The sequence below is a fragment of the Pedobacter sp. PLR genome (assembly GCF_026239675.1).
GTDB lineage: Bacteria > Bacteroidota > Bacteroidia > Sphingobacteriales > Sphingobacteriaceae > Pedobacter.
The window spans coordinates 62,949-78,478 of record NZ_JAPIVQ010000005.1; the positions used below are offsets into that span (position 1 = coordinate 62,949).

Consider the following 15,530-nt stretch of genomic DNA (forward strand, 5'->3'; position numbering starts at 1 on the left):
TTTATAATAGTAATTATTATTCTGGTTTCTGGCAGTTTTAGCTCATGCAAAAAGTTTATGGACATTGTGCCTGATAATGTTCCTGAGTTAGAGAATGCTTTTGCAATGCGGACGATGGCCGAACGCTATTTATTTACCTGTTACAGCTGGATGCCTGCAGGCTTTGATCTCCAGGCTAATCCGGCAATTTTAGCCGGAGATGAAGTGTGGCTTAATTCAACTGCAAACTTTACTGAAGGAACCTATGGTAACTGGTATATTGCACGTGGTACTCAAAATGTAAATAATCCATTGAACAATTACTGGGAAGGTACCAATCAGGGAAAGAACCTTTGGGCAGGAATTCGGGATTGTAATATCTTCCTTGACAATATTGCCAAAGTCCCGGATATGGATGAGTTTGAAATTAAGCGTTGGGCGGCGGAGGTTACTTTTTTAAAAGCCTATTATCATTACTATCTGTTGAGGATGTATGGACCAATACACCTGATGGACAAAAATGTGGAGGCCTTTTCTGATCCTAAAGAAACACAGATAGAACGGAAATCTATTGATGAGTGTTTCGCTTATATTGTTGATCTTATTGATTCGTCAATGGAGAACCTTCCAGAGGATGTTGCCGAATCTGCATTGGAAAATGGAAGGGTCAGTAAATTGGTTGCTTATGCTATGAAAGCAGAGATACTGGTGACTGCGGCCAGTCCACTTTTTAATGGCAATAATGATTACGCCGGTTTCGCAAACGAAGCAAAAACATCATTCTTTAATCCAACATTCAGTGAAGAAAAATGGAATAAAGCAGCAGAGGCATCACGTATCGCTGTTGCATTTGCCGAAGCTCATGGCAGAGCGCTTTTTAAATGGCAAGCGCCTTTAACCATGAGTCCTGCACCTCAACAAACAACAGTGAACCAGATGAGCTTCAGGGAAGCTATAGCAGAAAGGCAGAGAAATACAGAACAAATATGGGTTAATAATGCATCGCGAGCCACACAAAACTTTCAGTCGATTTCTACAGTAAGAAGTTATGATCCCGCCTTTATAAATAATTCTGTATTACAAGGGTTTATGGCGCCTACTATAAATAGTGTTTTAATGTTTTATAGTAATAATGGTGTCCCTATCGAGGAAGATCTTACCTATAATTATTCCGGACGTTTCGAGTTACGCACGGTTCCTTCCGCTACCACATCTCCCTACAAATACAATCTAACTCCAGGTTATACCACAATTGGGTTGCATTTTGACAGAGAGGATCGTTTTTATGCTTCATTGTCTTTTGATGGTGGACGGTACTTTATGAGTAACCATACCAATGATGCAAATACTTTCAATACCAATTATCGTGTAGGAGGTAATGCCGCGGTGATCAGCCCAAACGGGTATTCCATTACAGGATACACCCCTAAGAAACTGGTGAGCTACCGTAATGTTTCTGCTGCATCGAATGTATACACTGTTTATGAATATGCCAATCCAATTATTCGTCTGGCTGACTTGTACCTGCTTTATGCAGAAGCTTTAAATGAAGTAAACGGGCCTGTTCCTGATGCTTTTAAATATATTGACCTGGTAAGAAAACGTAGTGGCCTTGCTGGAGTTAAGGAATCATGGGCAAATTTTTCCAGCAATCCGGGAAAACCAAATACCAAAGACGGTCTAAGAAAAATCATTCAAAGAGAACGCGCCATTGAGCTCATGTTTGAAGGTAAAAGGTATTGGGATCTCAGAAGATGGAAGACCGCCCAAGTCGAATTGAATACAAACATATTGGGATGGAGTATTCGGGAGAAAGAGCCTCAGTTATTTTACAGGCCACTAAACCTATTTAGCCGGACATTTACAAAGCGGGATTATTTTTGGCCGCTGAGCCTTAATGAGCTTCGCCGAAATTCAAAATTAACTCAAAATCCTGGATGGTAAGGCCGTTCTTACTGCTAATTATATAATCATGAAAATATCGTTAAAAATACAGCAGCTATGTTTGATGGTTGTTTTGTTGATCTTTTTTTCCTGTAAAGATAGTTTCAACCCAAAACCTGTTAAAATAGGAGAGGTGCCTGCACCCATAACTAAATTTAGTGTAAAGTCAATTCCTGGAGGCGCTATTATTACCTATAACTTACCGGAAGGAGATGATGTTCGCTATGTAAAAGCTACTTATACCATTAATAATGGGACTACAAGGGAAGCGAAATCTACAGTCTATAAAAACACCTTGCTGGTGGATGGATTTTCTGCTGCAGGTGAGTATGAAATCAGTCTTACTGTTGTGGGGGTAGGGGAAAAAGAATCGACTCCAACAAATATCAAAATTATTGCTTTAAAACCAGTTCATCAATTCATCATAGATGAGATTGAGAATGAAAATAAGATGTATGCAACCTTTGGAGGCATTAATATCGATTATCAGAATGATACGGAAAGCAATCTTGTGATTAGGGTGATGACCAAAAATGCACAAGGTAATTGGCAGGTAGCGGAAACAGCTTATACAAAAGCCAAAAGCGGAAGAATTAAGTTGCGCGGTTATCAACCTGTTGAACGTGAGTTTTCTGTTTTTATAACAGATAGGTGGAATAATAAATCAGATACCTTAATACGATCATTATCGCCAATCTTCGAGAAGCAATTTGAAAAACGCCTGTTTAAACAATACAATCTGCCTGGGGATACCTATACCCCTCACACAGGCGCATCTAGGGCGAGAGATATGCCTGTTTTATGGGACGGACTAAATAATAGAAACGGGAGTATTTTTCATACCAGACCAGTCGACGTGATGCCACAGCATTTTACCTGGGATATGGGTGTGAAGGCAAAGCTGAGCAGATTTATTTTCTACCCTGATGTTAATGCAGATAATACAACGGTTTTTGGTGCCGGACAACCTTCGGTATGGGAATTATGGGGTAGTAATAATCCGAACCCGGATGGCACTTTTGGCTCCTGGACACAGGTAGGCACCTACCGTTCTGTTAAACCATCTGGATTGCCATTAGGCCAGATCAGTAGTGCAGATATTGAGCAATGTTTAAAAGGAGAAGAATTTGAAGTCGACCCTAATGTACAAGGGTATAGGTACTGGCGGTGGAGATCTATTGCAAACTGGGGGAATTTAAGCTATATCTATATGTCTGAATTTTCATTTTTTGGAATAGAACAATAAGAGGTAATTAGGAATGTTTAATGATTATTATGGAAAATTTAAAAATGAAATTAATTACAAATAAACTTATACTTGGCAGCTTCATCCTGTTCTGTTTTTTTGCCTGTACTAAAGATGGGGATTACAGCGAATACTTAAAAAAAGCGGAGAAGATCTACCCTGGCAGGCCGGATTCGGTAGTGGTTAGCTCTGGGTACAATAAGGCGCAGATCGTAAGTCTGCTGAGTGCGGATCCCAGGGTCGCAAAACTAGGTGTTTACTGGAATGGAAGACGCGATTCTATTATAGCATCAGTGGCGGCAGCCGACCTCAACAAGCGTAAAGCAGTTGACATTCCGGTAATCCCTGAAGGTATTTATACTTTTGAACTGGCCACTTTTGATAAGGCAGGCAACCGTTCGGTGTTCACAGAAAAAACCGGACAAATATATGGTCCGGCCTATAGCAGCGGACTGGTGAACAGGGTAGTTAAAAGCCAGTCAACAGTGAATGGAAATCCAGTGATCAATTGGTTTGCAGAGTCGGATAAAGACTCTCCAATTTTTGGCGTTGAAGTAACTTATCCAAAAATCGGAGGGGATTCGCTTAAAATATTCACGCCAAGGCTAACCGATGTGACGGTCTTAGTTTCTGCTATTCCTACTGGTAATTTTACTATTAAAACGGCATATAAACCAAAGAACGCTATAGAGACATTTTATTCGGCAATTAGTACGATCTCCTATTAAAACTTAGTAAATCTATTTTTATCTGCTTACAGTGATGCATCAATTGCATCACTAATTAGCGGCGTTAAATAATGTTGAAACCTAGATTAGTCATTAAACTTAATCTAGGTTATTTTTTGTGTTTACATGACTAACTAACTTTAGGTTATTATCAATCGATGATAAATAAATCCTTATTCATTTATTTAAACCTAAAATATAAGATTATGGCAGTACTAACAAGGATCAATTCTGAAGAAGTAGCAATTCTGTTGATCGACCACCAAAGTGGTTTGTTCCAAACCGTTAAAGATATTGATGTTACCGCATTACGTTACAATGTAACCGCGCTTGCTAAAGTGGCGGCAATTGAAAAGATTCCGGTATTTACCACTGCATCAGAGCCAAATGGACCAAATGGGCCATTGATGCCTGAGATTCATGAAATAGCACCTCATGCGGTATATATTCCGCGTAATGGCGAAATTAATGCCTGGGACACACCTGCTTTCGCGGATGCAGTTAGAAAATCAGGTAGAAAGAAATTGATTATTGCCGGTGTATTAACTAGTGTTTGTGTGGCATTCCCTTCGATATCCGCCAAGTCTGAAGGGTTTGATGTATTTGCAGTGATTGATGCGTCAGGCGATATGAGTCCAATGTCTACACAGATCACGACTGCACGTTTGGCATTGGCTGATGTGATTCCTATCAGTACCGCGGCAGTGTTGAGTGAAATCCAGAAAACATGGCGCCGTGATGATGCCCTTGAATGGGCATCTGCCTATTCAAAAGTAATGCCTCCATACCAGGCACTTATCGAAAGCTACCAAAAAGCAGTAAGTGTAGGCAAAGGAGAATAAATAAGATTAGGCTTTGGTGCTGAATCTTTCAGGGATCAGTGCCAATGCCTTTTGTTTATCCAACGAAAAAGAATTATATTGATGTTTACTTATCTCCCCACTATGAATCATAATCTCCTTTTAGAAAGTATTTCAAAGCACATTCAACTTGAAGATAATGAACAACAACATTTTCTATCTTATGTTCAAGTGAAAAAAGTAAAAAAAAAGGAGTATTTATTAATGGAAGGTGAAGTGAACCATTATGCTATGTTTGTAAACTCCGGATGTTTGAGAAGTTATACTATGGATAAAAATGGGTTCCATTATATTCAGCAGTTTGCACCCGAAGGCTGGTGGATTGGAGATATGTATAGTCTGATTACTAAGGAGCCGGGAAAGTTATGCATAGACGCTCTTTTTGACAGTGAGCTATTGCTGATTTCAAGGGTTAATCTGGATAGGGTGTATAAGGAAATTCCTAAATTCAATTTTTATTTCCGCGTTTTAGCAGAAAAGTCTCTGGTATCTTTTCAGACTCGCGCGATGGAAAATTTAAGTTTACATGCAAAAGAACGGTATGAAAAATTCTGTTTTCGTTACCCTACTCTGATCGACAAAATTTCTCAAAAGCAGGTGGCAGCTTATATTGGGGTTACTCCGGAATTTCTGAGTAAAATGCTTCATAAGGACCCAAAGGTAAATTCTGATTTTTTTGATGTTGATTAAAATTTTTAGTTAATCTATGTTATTTTTTTTACCTGATTTCCCTATAAACTAGCTTAGTTACAAGAAATTCACCAAAGAAGATGTAGCCGGAAAAACAATGCAAGAAGTAAGGTGTGTTTGTTGGACTTTTAATGATTTTGACTTTACTTAAATTCATTTTTTATGAAAAGGAAAATAGCCGGTGTTTACAGCAGTAATTTTAAACATGCTGTTGGAGATGGTTTTGATGTGGTTAATGTTTTTCCAAATGGTAATAACCTCGGCGATCGTATGAGTCCATTTTTTATGATTGATTATCAACCGGAAACCTATTATAAGCCTAGTAAAAGAAAACGTGGGGTAAATGTACATCCACATCGGGGAATTGAACCAGTTACTATTGTATATCAAGGTGCTGTAGCTCATGCTGATAGCGCCGGGCACACTGGAATTGTTGGCCCTGGGGATGTACAATGGATGACTGCCGGAAAAGGGATTCTCCATAAGGAATATTTTGAACAAGAATTTTCTCGTAAGGGAGGAAACCTACAAATGATTCAGGTATGGACCATATTACCTAAGGCGAATAAATATGTGAATCCCAATTACCAGACCATACTTAATGAAGAAATAAAAAAGGTCACACTACCAAAGGGGGAGGTCAGGGTGATTGCCGGTAGTTATCAGGGAGTAAAAAGTCAGGTGCATACCTACAGCCCGATGGATATGCTTGATGTTACTTTGGAAAGGGGAGGCATGATGAAGCTGGATTGCCCTTCCGACTTTAATCTTGGAATTTTTATTCTGGAGGGGCAGCTGGAAGTAAATGGTGTTACAGGAAGAAAGGAACAGTTTGTATTGTTTGAAAATCAAGGTGATGAACTGGAAATCCTGGCATCCATAGACTCGAAATTTTTAGTGTTGAGTGGAAAACCTTTGAATGAGCCTGCGGTACATAAGGGGCCATTTGTAATGAATACAGCTGAAGAAATTGAGCAAGCATATCAAGATGTCGCTGATGGTAAATTCGGATATCTGGAAGAGGAACAAATCTAGGCGCATGGTTTCCATTCATAGTCAAAAGGAGCTAAATGCCTTCAATATTTTTACATTTATTAAAACAGATCATAAGGAGCATTAAAATGAAAAAAATAATTGAAAAAATTGTCCCAAATCCTGGGAAACCTCACATGGTTGGTGATGGATTCAGGGTCGTTAACTATATTCCCGGAGCAGGTATTTCTCCGCAAAGAGTAAGTCCGTTTTTACTATTAGACTTTAACGCTGAATATGATTTTGGTCCTTCAAATCACAAACGTGGAGTTGGTGTACATCCTCATAAAGGATTTGAAACAGTAACAATCGCTTATAAAGGAACAGTGGCTCATCATGATAGTGCAGGAGGTTCAGGAATTATTAATTCCGGTGACGTACAATGGATGACCGCTGGCAGTGGAATCTTGCATAAAGAATATCACGAAGAGGCTTTTTCTAAAAAGGGTGGCCCTTTTGAAATGGTACAGTTATGGGTAAATCTTCCAAAAAAAGATAAATCAACACCCCCTCATTATCAGGAATTAACTGCTGCAAGAATGGGGAAATTAGAGCTGCCTGATCTTGCAGGAGTTGTTAATGTAATTGCCGGAAATTTCAATGGTGTTGCAGGCCCTGCAGAAACATATAGTCCTGTAAACTTGTTTGACATCAGATTGAATGAGGGCGGAGAAGTTAGTACTACAATTGAGGCTGGACATAATACTGCCTTATTAGTTGTGAATGGAAATGTGGAAGTTAATGGAGCCGAAGCCTCAGAACATAATTTTGTTTTGTTTAAAAATGAAGGAGAGGAAATTCATATTAAATCCAGGGATAAAAGCGTGGTTTTGCTATTAAGTGGAGAACCATTGAATGAACCGATTGTAAGTTATGGTCCTTTTGTAATGAATACTCAGGAAGAAATTAGTCAGGCTATTGAAGACTTTAATCAGGGGAAATTTGGTGTTTTAACCGATTAATGATGTCAAACAATTACTTGTTTTCTTTTTTTACTATTAGCAACAGTCACAAGTAGCCTTGATCTCAGACATGGAGAACTATCATATAAAACAAATTCCGGCAGATTTTTTCTGCCGGAATTGAGATTAGATTGTATTATTCTGATTTGTCATACGAGAACTGGATACCTGCAGTACCACCCGTTTCGATGAATAATTTCATAAATCCTGGAACAGTTTCTGATCTTCCCCAATCCCGCTGAAGTTCACAAAATAACTGTGCTACACTTACTGGTTGTGCACCTGCCTGTTCCATTCTTCTCAATGCAGCGTCATGAGCTGCCAATGAGGTTCCTCCAACTGCATCAACCACAGGATAAACTTCATAACCTTCGTTCAAGGCATCTAAAGTTGGAAAAGAAAGACAGGCTTCTGTCCATAATGCAGTCATGATTAATTTCTTTCTTCCAGTCGCCTTTACTGCCTCCAAAAATTCAACATCCTCCCATGCGTTTATGGTCGTACGGTCATAAGAAGGTAGTCCTGTCATTTCTTTACGCAACTGAGGAATGGTTTCGAAGTTTAAACCCGTTTTCACATTAACGGTGGAAAGAATGATGGGCAAGTTATAAAGCTTAGCCATTTTTGTTACACCAACAATGTTGTTAATTAACAACTGTCTGTCCATTGACGCAATTGAATTAACTTGAACTGGTTGATAATCGATGATGATCAACGCTGAATTTTCAGGGGTTAAAAGGTGATCTTTTTTCTGATCTCTGATTGGTAAGCTACTCATGATAGTTGTTTTTAATGGTGAAAAAATCTGTTTACTAAATTATGATCTCATTGTTTTCAATTGTTTGGTCCAGCGCGCCAATTCCTTAAATAACCCTTGTGCCATATGAATATGCCCTTCATCTCCGATAAATTCACCTTCATCATCAATGTTTTTGTTAAAATAGGGAATGTGAACCGCTTCTATAAGGGGAACCATTTTTAATGCGGTAACTACCTGTTTCAACATCTGAACTGATCTGGTTCCTCCAGAAATACCGCCATAGCTCACAAATCCCAAAGGCTTGTATGTCCATTCCTGATATAGAAAATCAAGTGCGTTTTTTAGGGGAGCCGGGTATCCGAAATTATATTCTGGGGTCACGAATATAAAAGCATCGCCAGCATTAATTTTCTTGCTCCATGCTTTAGTATGCTCGTGCTGATATTGCTGTAGCCTGGGGTGTTCGGGTTCATCCATAAAGGGTAGGTTAATTTCTTTTAGATCCAATAATTCGACTTCGAAGTCGGACTGATTTTTGAGTTGTTCTATTAACCAGTTTGCTATAGTGGGCCCTTTTCTACCGGGTCTTGTACTGGCGATAATCACTTTAAGCTGATACATTCTTTCCTGATAAAGTTTAAAATTCAAGTGTCCCGAAAACGCCATTTGCATAATCTGAAATGGCTTGCTCATTTTCTTCAGGGGTATTCATTACAAAATTATCTTTAGCCGCTACAGGCTCTTCTATAGGTGTTGCAGAAAGAAATAGAATCTGGGTATCTTCTTCTGCCTTTAGTACGATTTCATCACCATCTTTATCAAACACCGCCAGATGATGAAAGGTGATGAGTTCATTGTTTACTTTCAAGGATCCTTTGGTAACATACAATAATGTCCAGTAGCCTGGCTTAGTTTTGATTTCTACCTGTTTTTCTTTTTGAATTTCACCGATAATGGAAATGATAGGAGTAAAACTTTTCATAGGGCCGGTCTGACCTTCATATTCACCGCTTACTAGCCTCAGACTTACACCTGCCTGCTTTAAAACTTCTGGCTGCTCGGCTTTGGTTGCCGATTGATAAGAAGGATTATCCCATTTATGGGCTTTGGGAACATTAACCCACAGTTGTAGGAGTTCCTGGGTACCTCCATTTTTCAATAAATCTTTAGTTGGTCCCTCACTGTGTAGAATCCCTTTGCCAGCAAACATCCACTGGACATCTCCTGCCTTTATGATCTCGTCATTCCCGGCGTTGTCTTTATGATAACCTTCACCCTGCAATTGAAAGGTTACGGGAGCAAAGCCCCTGTGTGGATGGGGATGGATTCTTAACTCCTGTCCTGGCAGAATGGTTTCCGGCCCCATGTGGTGCAGTACGATAAAAGGATTGGCAAATCTGAAATCTTTATGGGGCAAAGGTTGCCTTACAATTTCCTCTTTGGTGATTTGTTTTTCTCTTCCTAGAAGGATATGGTCAATCTTTTTTTTCATAATAAACAGGTCTTTTATCCAGATCTAATTTATCAGGAAAACAAGCGGAAAAAAATAACCTAGATTAACTTTTTGTATTCATTTATTCTTAACCTACATTATTTTTTTTTGGATGAATTCGTAGTAAATTTAATTTCGGATACTAAAGATATCAATCATTACATAGCGGAAGCTCATTCGGCGTTATACCTGATTTAATAAGGGGAGCAAAATTTTTAAATAAAAAAATGGAGGAAATCTATGAGAACCCGCCTGAAGCAATTGCTGATATCACCATTTTTTACCATACAAAAGGCGTTTATAAATCTGAGTATCTTTTGCAGGGTGTTTTTTCTAATACCTTGTTTAGTTTGGAACTATGGGTTTGGTCAGGGCCTTCCAGTATTTAAACCACTTAGATATGATGAGGACTATACTTTTTTAAAGTCTGATTCAAATCGTACAGGTTATGAAGATATTAAATACATCTCCATGTCTAAAAGTGGGAGCAGTTATTTGTCGCTTGGTGGTGATGTACGCTCTTATTTCACATTTGTTAAAAACGAAAAATGGGGAGATGCTCCGGTTAACCAGGATGCCTATTTGCTTTCCCGAATTTTATTGCATTCAGATCTTCATCTTACTAAAGGATTTCGTTTTTTTTTCCAACTGCAGACTGCATTTTCACATGGGAGAAATGATTTGATGGTCACTTTTCCTGCAGAGCAGAATGAACTGGAGGTTCATCAGGTTTTTGCTGATATTCCCTTGTTAAATAAATCTGCTTCACTCATTCTCAGGGTTGGCAGACAGGAAATGACTTTTGGCTCAGTTCGTCTTGTTGCGGCAAGAGAGTTTCCAAATGCCCGCCGTGCCTTTGATGGTGCAAGGATTTTATTCAAGCATAAGTCTATTCATAGTTCAGTGTTTTATACCCGGCCTATTTTAGAAAGGAAATGGGCTTTTGATGATAAGATTTTAGCCGAGGGTAGCAATTTTTGGGGTATTTACAATACTTTTTACAATATACCTTTTCTACAAAACCTTGATGTGTATTATTTAGGGCTGGAAAAGGAAAAGAGTATATGGAACGATGCTGTAGGTAGGGAACTCCGTTCTTCTATTGGAACCAGAATATTTGGAAAAGCTAAGAATTGGACCTATGATTTTGAGGGTATTTATCAGTTTGGTCACATTGGTGACAAAATAATACGTGGCGCCTGGTCTATTTCATCAAATAGCACTTTACTGATTGCAGAGACAAAACTTCAGCCAAAATTGGGTTTAAAAACAGAGTTGATAAGTGGTGATGTAAAAAGTGGCGACAACATCATTCAAAGCTTGAATCCTCTTTTTCCAAATGGCGGATATTTTGGTCTTCCCGCCATAATCGGCCCGGTCAATTTGTTTGATATCCACCCTTCCATAAAGATTACACCATTTAACAAAATACAACTAAGTATGGATTATGATTTTTTTTGGAGGTTAAGTGAAAATGATGGGATCTATGGGGCTGCATCCAATTTGATCTACCAGGGGACTGGGAGTGATAAAAAGTTTATTGGGCAACAATTGGGCCTTGATATTAATTATGACCCCAATCCATTCACCAATTTTCTAGTTAATCCGGTCTGGTTTTGGCCTGGATCCTTTATTAAAGAAAAAGGAAAAGGGAAAAATATTTTCTTTCTTTCTGTTGTCGGACAGATTAAATTCTAATGTGAACAGTATAGGTATATAGTATGGCTTTTTTTAACCCTAAACAACAGAATGCTTCTGGCACTACTGATTCAGTTTGGCTTCCTTTACAAAACCAGTTATTTAAAATAATCTGGATAGGTACTGTGATTTCAAATATTGGTACATGGATGCAGAATGTTGGGGCAACCTTGCAAATGGTGTCTATGACAAGTTCCCATTCATTGATCGCACTAGTTCAAGCGGCTGGTCTTGGGTAATCAAATTGTTCAGACAATGCTTCATGACTCTGTGTTCAGGAAGCTTGATACAGAATCGAAACTGTTCAAAGTTCTGGTCATTAAAACAAATGAGACTATTCCTTATACTTCGGTATTTTTACAGCTAGATTGTGCTTACTGGAATGGCGATAAGGAAAAGCAGTTGCGGTTTAATATTCGTTAAAAAGCTTTCTTGTGATGTAGACTAATAAATTTGATCATTAGGATAAGTTCAATTCTGAAAATTATTGAAAACTAGTCCAAAAAACCGTTATTGAGGTCTTTCAAAAATTAAGGATTGGGCTGAATAGCACAATAGTCGAGTTGAATGTATTCAAATATAAGTTATGATTACTAGTGTATTTATACTAGTTGTCAACATTACCGGGTAAATTACCACGGATGTTTTTTGACGAAACTAATATGTAACTTGTTTTTGGTAAGATGCTGATTTATAATGATTTATTGTTTCTGTATCGGTAAATAATTATCTTAATTATATTTTTTGTGTTGTTATTAATTAAAAATAATACGCACATATGTTGTTTTACTTTGAATAAATATTTTAATTAAATATTTATCTATATAAGGTGTAGGTAGATCCTAATAGATTAATTGAGATGTCGGACAATTTTCTTTTCATTTGTAGTCGCAACCAATGGCGTAGCAGAACAGCTGAAGACATTTTTAAAAATTTTAGTGGATTGAATGTTCGTTCTGCTGGTACGTCCAGTTCTGCTCGTATTAAAGTAAATGAGAAACTGCTTGAATGGGCTGATCTGATCTTCGTAATGGAAAAGCATCATAAACAATGGTTAAACCAGAAGTATCCATCTTTGTTGAATAACAAACAGATCATTATATTGGAGATCCCTGATGAATATCAATATATGGATGCCGAATTAATTAATATTCTTGAAATAGGGCTAGAACCTTATTTAGGGCGATAGTTTATTTGTTCTCCTCTTTCAGTACTACAAACCAATTCGACAAGGACGCGTTTAATTTTTGTCATAAACTTCTAATTGTTATTTAACACTTAGAAGTTTGTCAGATTTTGAGCTTGAAACTAAGCATGAAAAATATCTTATTCAATAGAGAATCTGAGAGTTAAAAACATCAGGAATGATCTTCCATATCATATTCTTTCGGAAAAACTTCCAGAAGGTGGATATTCCGCTCCATAGGGACGGATGTTAGGTTTTAAACATACTAAGCATGTGAACTACTGCATTTTTTTAGCAAGATCATAGTGCGCCCACTTTTCATCTTTAATGTTTTCGTAGTTAATGGGAATATTTTTGATGCCCTGAAAGACTCTAGCTTTATTGACTTTTTTCAAATTGAAGCCCGCAAAAAGCAACACTCTGTTTCAGATAACTGGGGGATGGGGTTACGGTATTTTATCGCCTTTGCTGGCCATGATTTGAAGTTTCCTGAGCTCAATGATTACTTGTGTGAGGATTATAAAAATTATTTACTTAGTCGGCCTGGTATTAGCAGGACTGGAAGGCCAATCTCAAAAAATACTACTGTAAGTTATTATGCTAAGTTTAGGCATATTTTAAGAATCGCTTATAAACGGGGTTTAATTCCCCAGGATCTACATGCGATTGTTAAGCCGATTACACCTAAAGAGACGCATCGAGAAAGGCTTACGCTTGAGGAATTCCAACAATTAGCAGAAACTCCTGCTGATTCAGATGTAATGAAAATGGCTTCGCTTTTTTCAGGGCTTACCGGTTTGAGATTTTCTGATGTAGCGACTTTGAAATGGTCAGAGCTGCGTGGAACTGCCGGAAAATATGAACTTCAGTTCTCGCAGGAAAAAACTGATGCAGCGGAGGTGATGCCAATCTCAGATCAGGCTGTCTCCATGATGGGGATTCAAAACACAGAAAGCATTCTTGTTTTTAAAGGGTGGAGGTATTCCAGATTGAAGACCTTCTTTACACATTGGCTGGCTGGTGCCGGTATTAAAAAGAACATTACTTTTCATAGTTTTCGCCATACTTTTGCCACACTCCAATTGGAATTGGGAACAGATATTTACACGGTTTCTAAAATGTTAGGTCATAAGGCTTTTAAGAATACGGAGATCTATGTCAAAATTGTAGACAAGACCAAGCGTAATGCTGCAGACAAGGTGATGTTGAAAATGCCGGAAGAAATTGAAGCGATGGAAGTAGATGAAAACTTAGCCCCCAAATCATTTAAGTTTATTGTGCATCGGAATGAAAATTAGTTTTAACCCCTTCATAGCTATTTATAGGGTTTATAACCAGCAGCACAATAAAAGCTAATTTGCGATGCTATATTTGCATTATGAACTTACCCATGCGCATCAACTTTGAGGAGAAAGACTATACTTACCTCATTATTACCAAGGGAATTACCAAACTAACCACTGAAATTCAGATTAACCTGAATGATAGAGAATATCAACTGGTTTGTAATTCAAAAGGCGATTGGGACGCTGTTGATGCGACTGTAAACGATAATCCTGGACTGCTTAGAGCCATCGGTAGAAATATCAAACTCCGGTACCGGTTGTAATTTATAAGACCTTAATTAGTCTGCTGGGGATTTCCCGGACTGAGTACAGAAAATACTTTTTCAAACCGTTCCGCATTAAATTTAATACTGATCCGGAATGTATAGCCACCATAGTGAATTTCTTTGATGAAATCCTGAAATACAGGTTTGATAAATTCAATGAATTTTGTACTATAAGCTTCAAAATCAGGTTCGATGAATTTTTCTTGATAGGCATCATTGAATTCATAAAAATTGAAATTTATCGCATGTTCAGTGACATCTACAAATCTGGTTTTGTAGGTAATGTTGGCGTTTAATGCGGAATTCAGGCGAATGTAAGTGATGATTTTATACTGTAAAAGATCAATCGTGTCTGTATATGCTAAAGCTCTTGCTGCCATGATTAAAGAATTAGATTACAAGTATGCTAAAAATATTAGTAATTAGTGTCGATTATTTTTCTTTTTAACTAAAGATCCAATAAAATCAAATAAGGATTAATCGATTATCTACCCTAACAATTATCCCATTTGATCAGGGTGTTCATTTAGTGTTTCACATTACCGGTAGGATGATTGTTCTTGAAATGTTAAATGAAGTTTTTGTGCTTGTCACGAATTTTGATGCGTTCCGCTGCTTCAGTTCTAAGCTCTAAAATAGTTTTTCTTCTGGAGGCCAGGATCCATTTTTTTAGTTCAGTTTTATTGAAGTAGAGTCTTTTTCCCGGTTTACTGACAGGGATTTCCTGCCGGCTGACTTTGGTGTATAAGGCAGGTACAGATACTTTTAAGAATTCAGCGGCCTCAGTGATGCTGAGCAGTTGGTTTTCTTGCTGTTCTTTGGGCTGTAATTCATGCAGCAGTTCCTCCATTCGTTCAATTTTCTCAAATAACTGACGTATGACTTCCGGGAGTTTGTCAAAACTAAATGGTTCCATGGGCTGAGGTCTATATCTAATCTTATATTCATCACAATAGTGGTTTTTTAGAGTGGCAAGAAATCCCATGTGGGATAAATTCAATAAGTTTTATTACATGATGAAAAATGATGTATCAGTTCTAGAACCACTTGATAATTAAATAACCTGAATTTTGTGTTTCTGATTGTTCTGAGCGATTACCAATTGGTGATTAAAATTTCTTCCTACTTTTTGTAGGCAAATTTCTCAACAATTCCCTAGCCGACAAGGCTAAACCCTTCGGGTTTTCTTGAAAAAATCTTCCCTGTTCGCTACACTCACGAGGTTTTTTTTCTGAAAAGCCTTGTCTTGCTATGGAATCGTTTAGGAGCGGGGGCTTATCAAAAAGCCAGAAGGCTGCTGCCGACTGATTTTCTAAAACGATTTGACTATGAAGCAAATAA

General features: G+C 37.9%; 17 protein-coding genes. 12 read left to right on the forward strand and 5 right to left on the reverse strand.

The features are described 5' to 3' along the window. Positions 1–57 precede the first annotated feature (57 nt). From OQX61_RS13345 to OQX61_RS13375, 7 genes are all read left to right on the forward strand, one after another. Positions 58–1,923, forward strand: a complete 1,866-nt coding sequence (locus OQX61_RS13345; protein WP_265842213.1) for a RagB/SusD family nutrient uptake outer membrane protein — start codon at positions 58–60, stop codon at positions 1,921–1,923. 28 nt (positions 1,924–1,951) lie between these two features. Next, positions 1,952–3,169: a DUF5000 domain-containing lipoprotein gene (locus OQX61_RS13350; RefSeq protein WP_265842214.1), complete on the forward strand. Its 1,218-nt coding sequence runs from the start codon at positions 1,952–1,954 to the stop codon at positions 3,167–3,169. A gap of 44 nt (positions 3,170–3,213) precedes the next feature. Next, positions 3,214–3,897: a DUF4998 domain-containing protein gene (locus OQX61_RS13355; RefSeq protein WP_265842215.1), complete on the forward strand. Its 684-nt coding sequence runs from the start codon at positions 3,214–3,216 to the stop codon at positions 3,895–3,897. A gap of 206 nt (positions 3,898–4,103) precedes the next feature. Next, a complete protein-coding gene (locus OQX61_RS13360; RefSeq protein ID WP_265842216.1) occupies positions 4,104–4,739 on the forward strand; it encodes an isochorismatase family protein in 636 nt (211 codons plus the stop codon). 102 nt (positions 4,740–4,841) lie between these two features. Beyond that, positions 4,842–5,447, forward strand: a complete 606-nt coding sequence (locus OQX61_RS13365) for a Crp/Fnr family transcriptional regulator (RefSeq protein WP_265842217.1) — start codon at positions 4,842–4,844, stop codon at positions 5,445–5,447. A 162-nt stretch (positions 5,448–5,609) separates the two neighbouring features. Beyond that, positions 5,610–6,482 carry a pirin family protein gene (locus OQX61_RS13370; protein ID WP_265842218.1) on the forward strand — a complete coding sequence of 291 codons (873 nt, stop codon included), beginning with the start codon at positions 5,610–5,612 and terminating at the stop codon, positions 6,480–6,482. Positions 6,483–6,517: 35 nt separating this feature from the next. After that, a complete protein-coding gene (locus OQX61_RS13375; RefSeq protein WP_265842219.1) occupies positions 6,518–7,441 on the forward strand; it encodes a pirin family protein in 924 nt (307 codons plus the stop codon). A 136-nt stretch (positions 7,442–7,577) separates the two neighbouring features. On the opposite strand, the gene OQX61_RS13380 is transcribed toward OQX61_RS13375, so the two are convergent. The 3 genes from OQX61_RS13380 to OQX61_RS13390 are packed head-to-tail and all read right to left on the reverse strand — an operon-like array spanning position 7,578 to position 9,693. Beyond that, complete coding sequence (locus tag OQX61_RS13380; protein ID WP_265842220.1) at positions 7,578–8,219, reverse strand: hydrolase; 642 nt, start codon at positions 8,217–8,219, stop codon at positions 7,578–7,580. A gap of 39 nt (positions 8,220–8,258) precedes the next feature. Next, on the reverse strand, positions 8,259–8,894 hold the full coding sequence (locus tag OQX61_RS13385) for an NAD(P)H-dependent oxidoreductase (protein WP_265842221.1): 636 nt from the start codon (positions 8,892–8,894) through the stop codon (positions 8,259–8,261). Next, positions 8,839–9,693, reverse strand: a complete 855-nt coding sequence (locus OQX61_RS13390; protein WP_265842222.1) for a pirin family protein — start codon at positions 9,691–9,693, stop codon at positions 8,839–8,841. The genes OQX61_RS13385 and OQX61_RS13390 overlap by 56 nt, the downstream gene beginning before the upstream one ends. A gap of 471 nt (positions 9,694–10,164) precedes the next feature. Here OQX61_RS13390 and OQX61_RS13395 point away from each other — a divergent pair, with 471 nt between their 5' ends. The 5 genes from OQX61_RS13395 to OQX61_RS13415 all read left to right on the forward strand — a co-directional run bounded on the left by OQX61_RS13395 (position 10,165) and on the right by OQX61_RS13415 (position 14,186). Further along, entirely contained in the window at positions 10,165–11,391 is a 1,227-nt protein-coding gene (locus OQX61_RS13395; protein ID WP_265842223.1) for an alginate export family protein, read from the forward strand. 255 nt (positions 11,392–11,646) lie between these two features. Further along, positions 11,647–11,814 (forward strand): hypothetical protein, encoded by a 168-nt coding sequence (locus OQX61_RS13400; protein WP_265842224.1) that lies wholly within the window; start codon positions 11,647–11,649, stop codon positions 11,812–11,814. Between the two features lie 436 nt (positions 11,815–12,250). Beyond that, complete coding sequence (locus tag OQX61_RS13405) at positions 12,251–12,580, forward strand: protein tyrosine phosphatase (protein ID WP_265842225.1); 330 nt, start codon at positions 12,251–12,253, stop codon at positions 12,578–12,580. Between the two features lie 302 nt (positions 12,581–12,882). Further along, a complete protein-coding gene (locus OQX61_RS13410; protein ID WP_265842226.1) occupies positions 12,883–13,875 on the forward strand; it encodes a site-specific integrase in 993 nt (330 codons plus the stop codon). Positions 13,876–13,955: 80 nt separating this feature from the next. After that, entirely contained in the window at positions 13,956–14,186 is a 231-nt protein-coding gene (locus OQX61_RS13415; protein ID WP_265842228.1) for a hypothetical protein, read from the forward strand. 11 nt (positions 14,187–14,197) lie between these two features. Here OQX61_RS13415 and OQX61_RS13420 read toward each other — a convergent pair whose 3' ends face one another. Both OQX61_RS13420 and OQX61_RS13425 read right to left on the reverse strand, forming a co-directional pair. After that, complete coding sequence (locus tag OQX61_RS13420) at positions 14,198–14,569, reverse strand: hypothetical protein (RefSeq protein WP_265842229.1); 372 nt, start codon at positions 14,567–14,569, stop codon at positions 14,198–14,200. 188 nt (positions 14,570–14,757) lie between these two features. Continuing rightward, positions 14,758–15,174 carry a helix-turn-helix domain-containing protein gene (locus OQX61_RS13425; protein WP_265842230.1) on the reverse strand — a complete coding sequence of 139 codons (417 nt, stop codon included), beginning with the start codon at positions 15,172–15,174 and terminating at the stop codon, positions 14,758–14,760. Between the last annotated feature and the right edge of the window lie 356 nt (positions 15,175–15,530).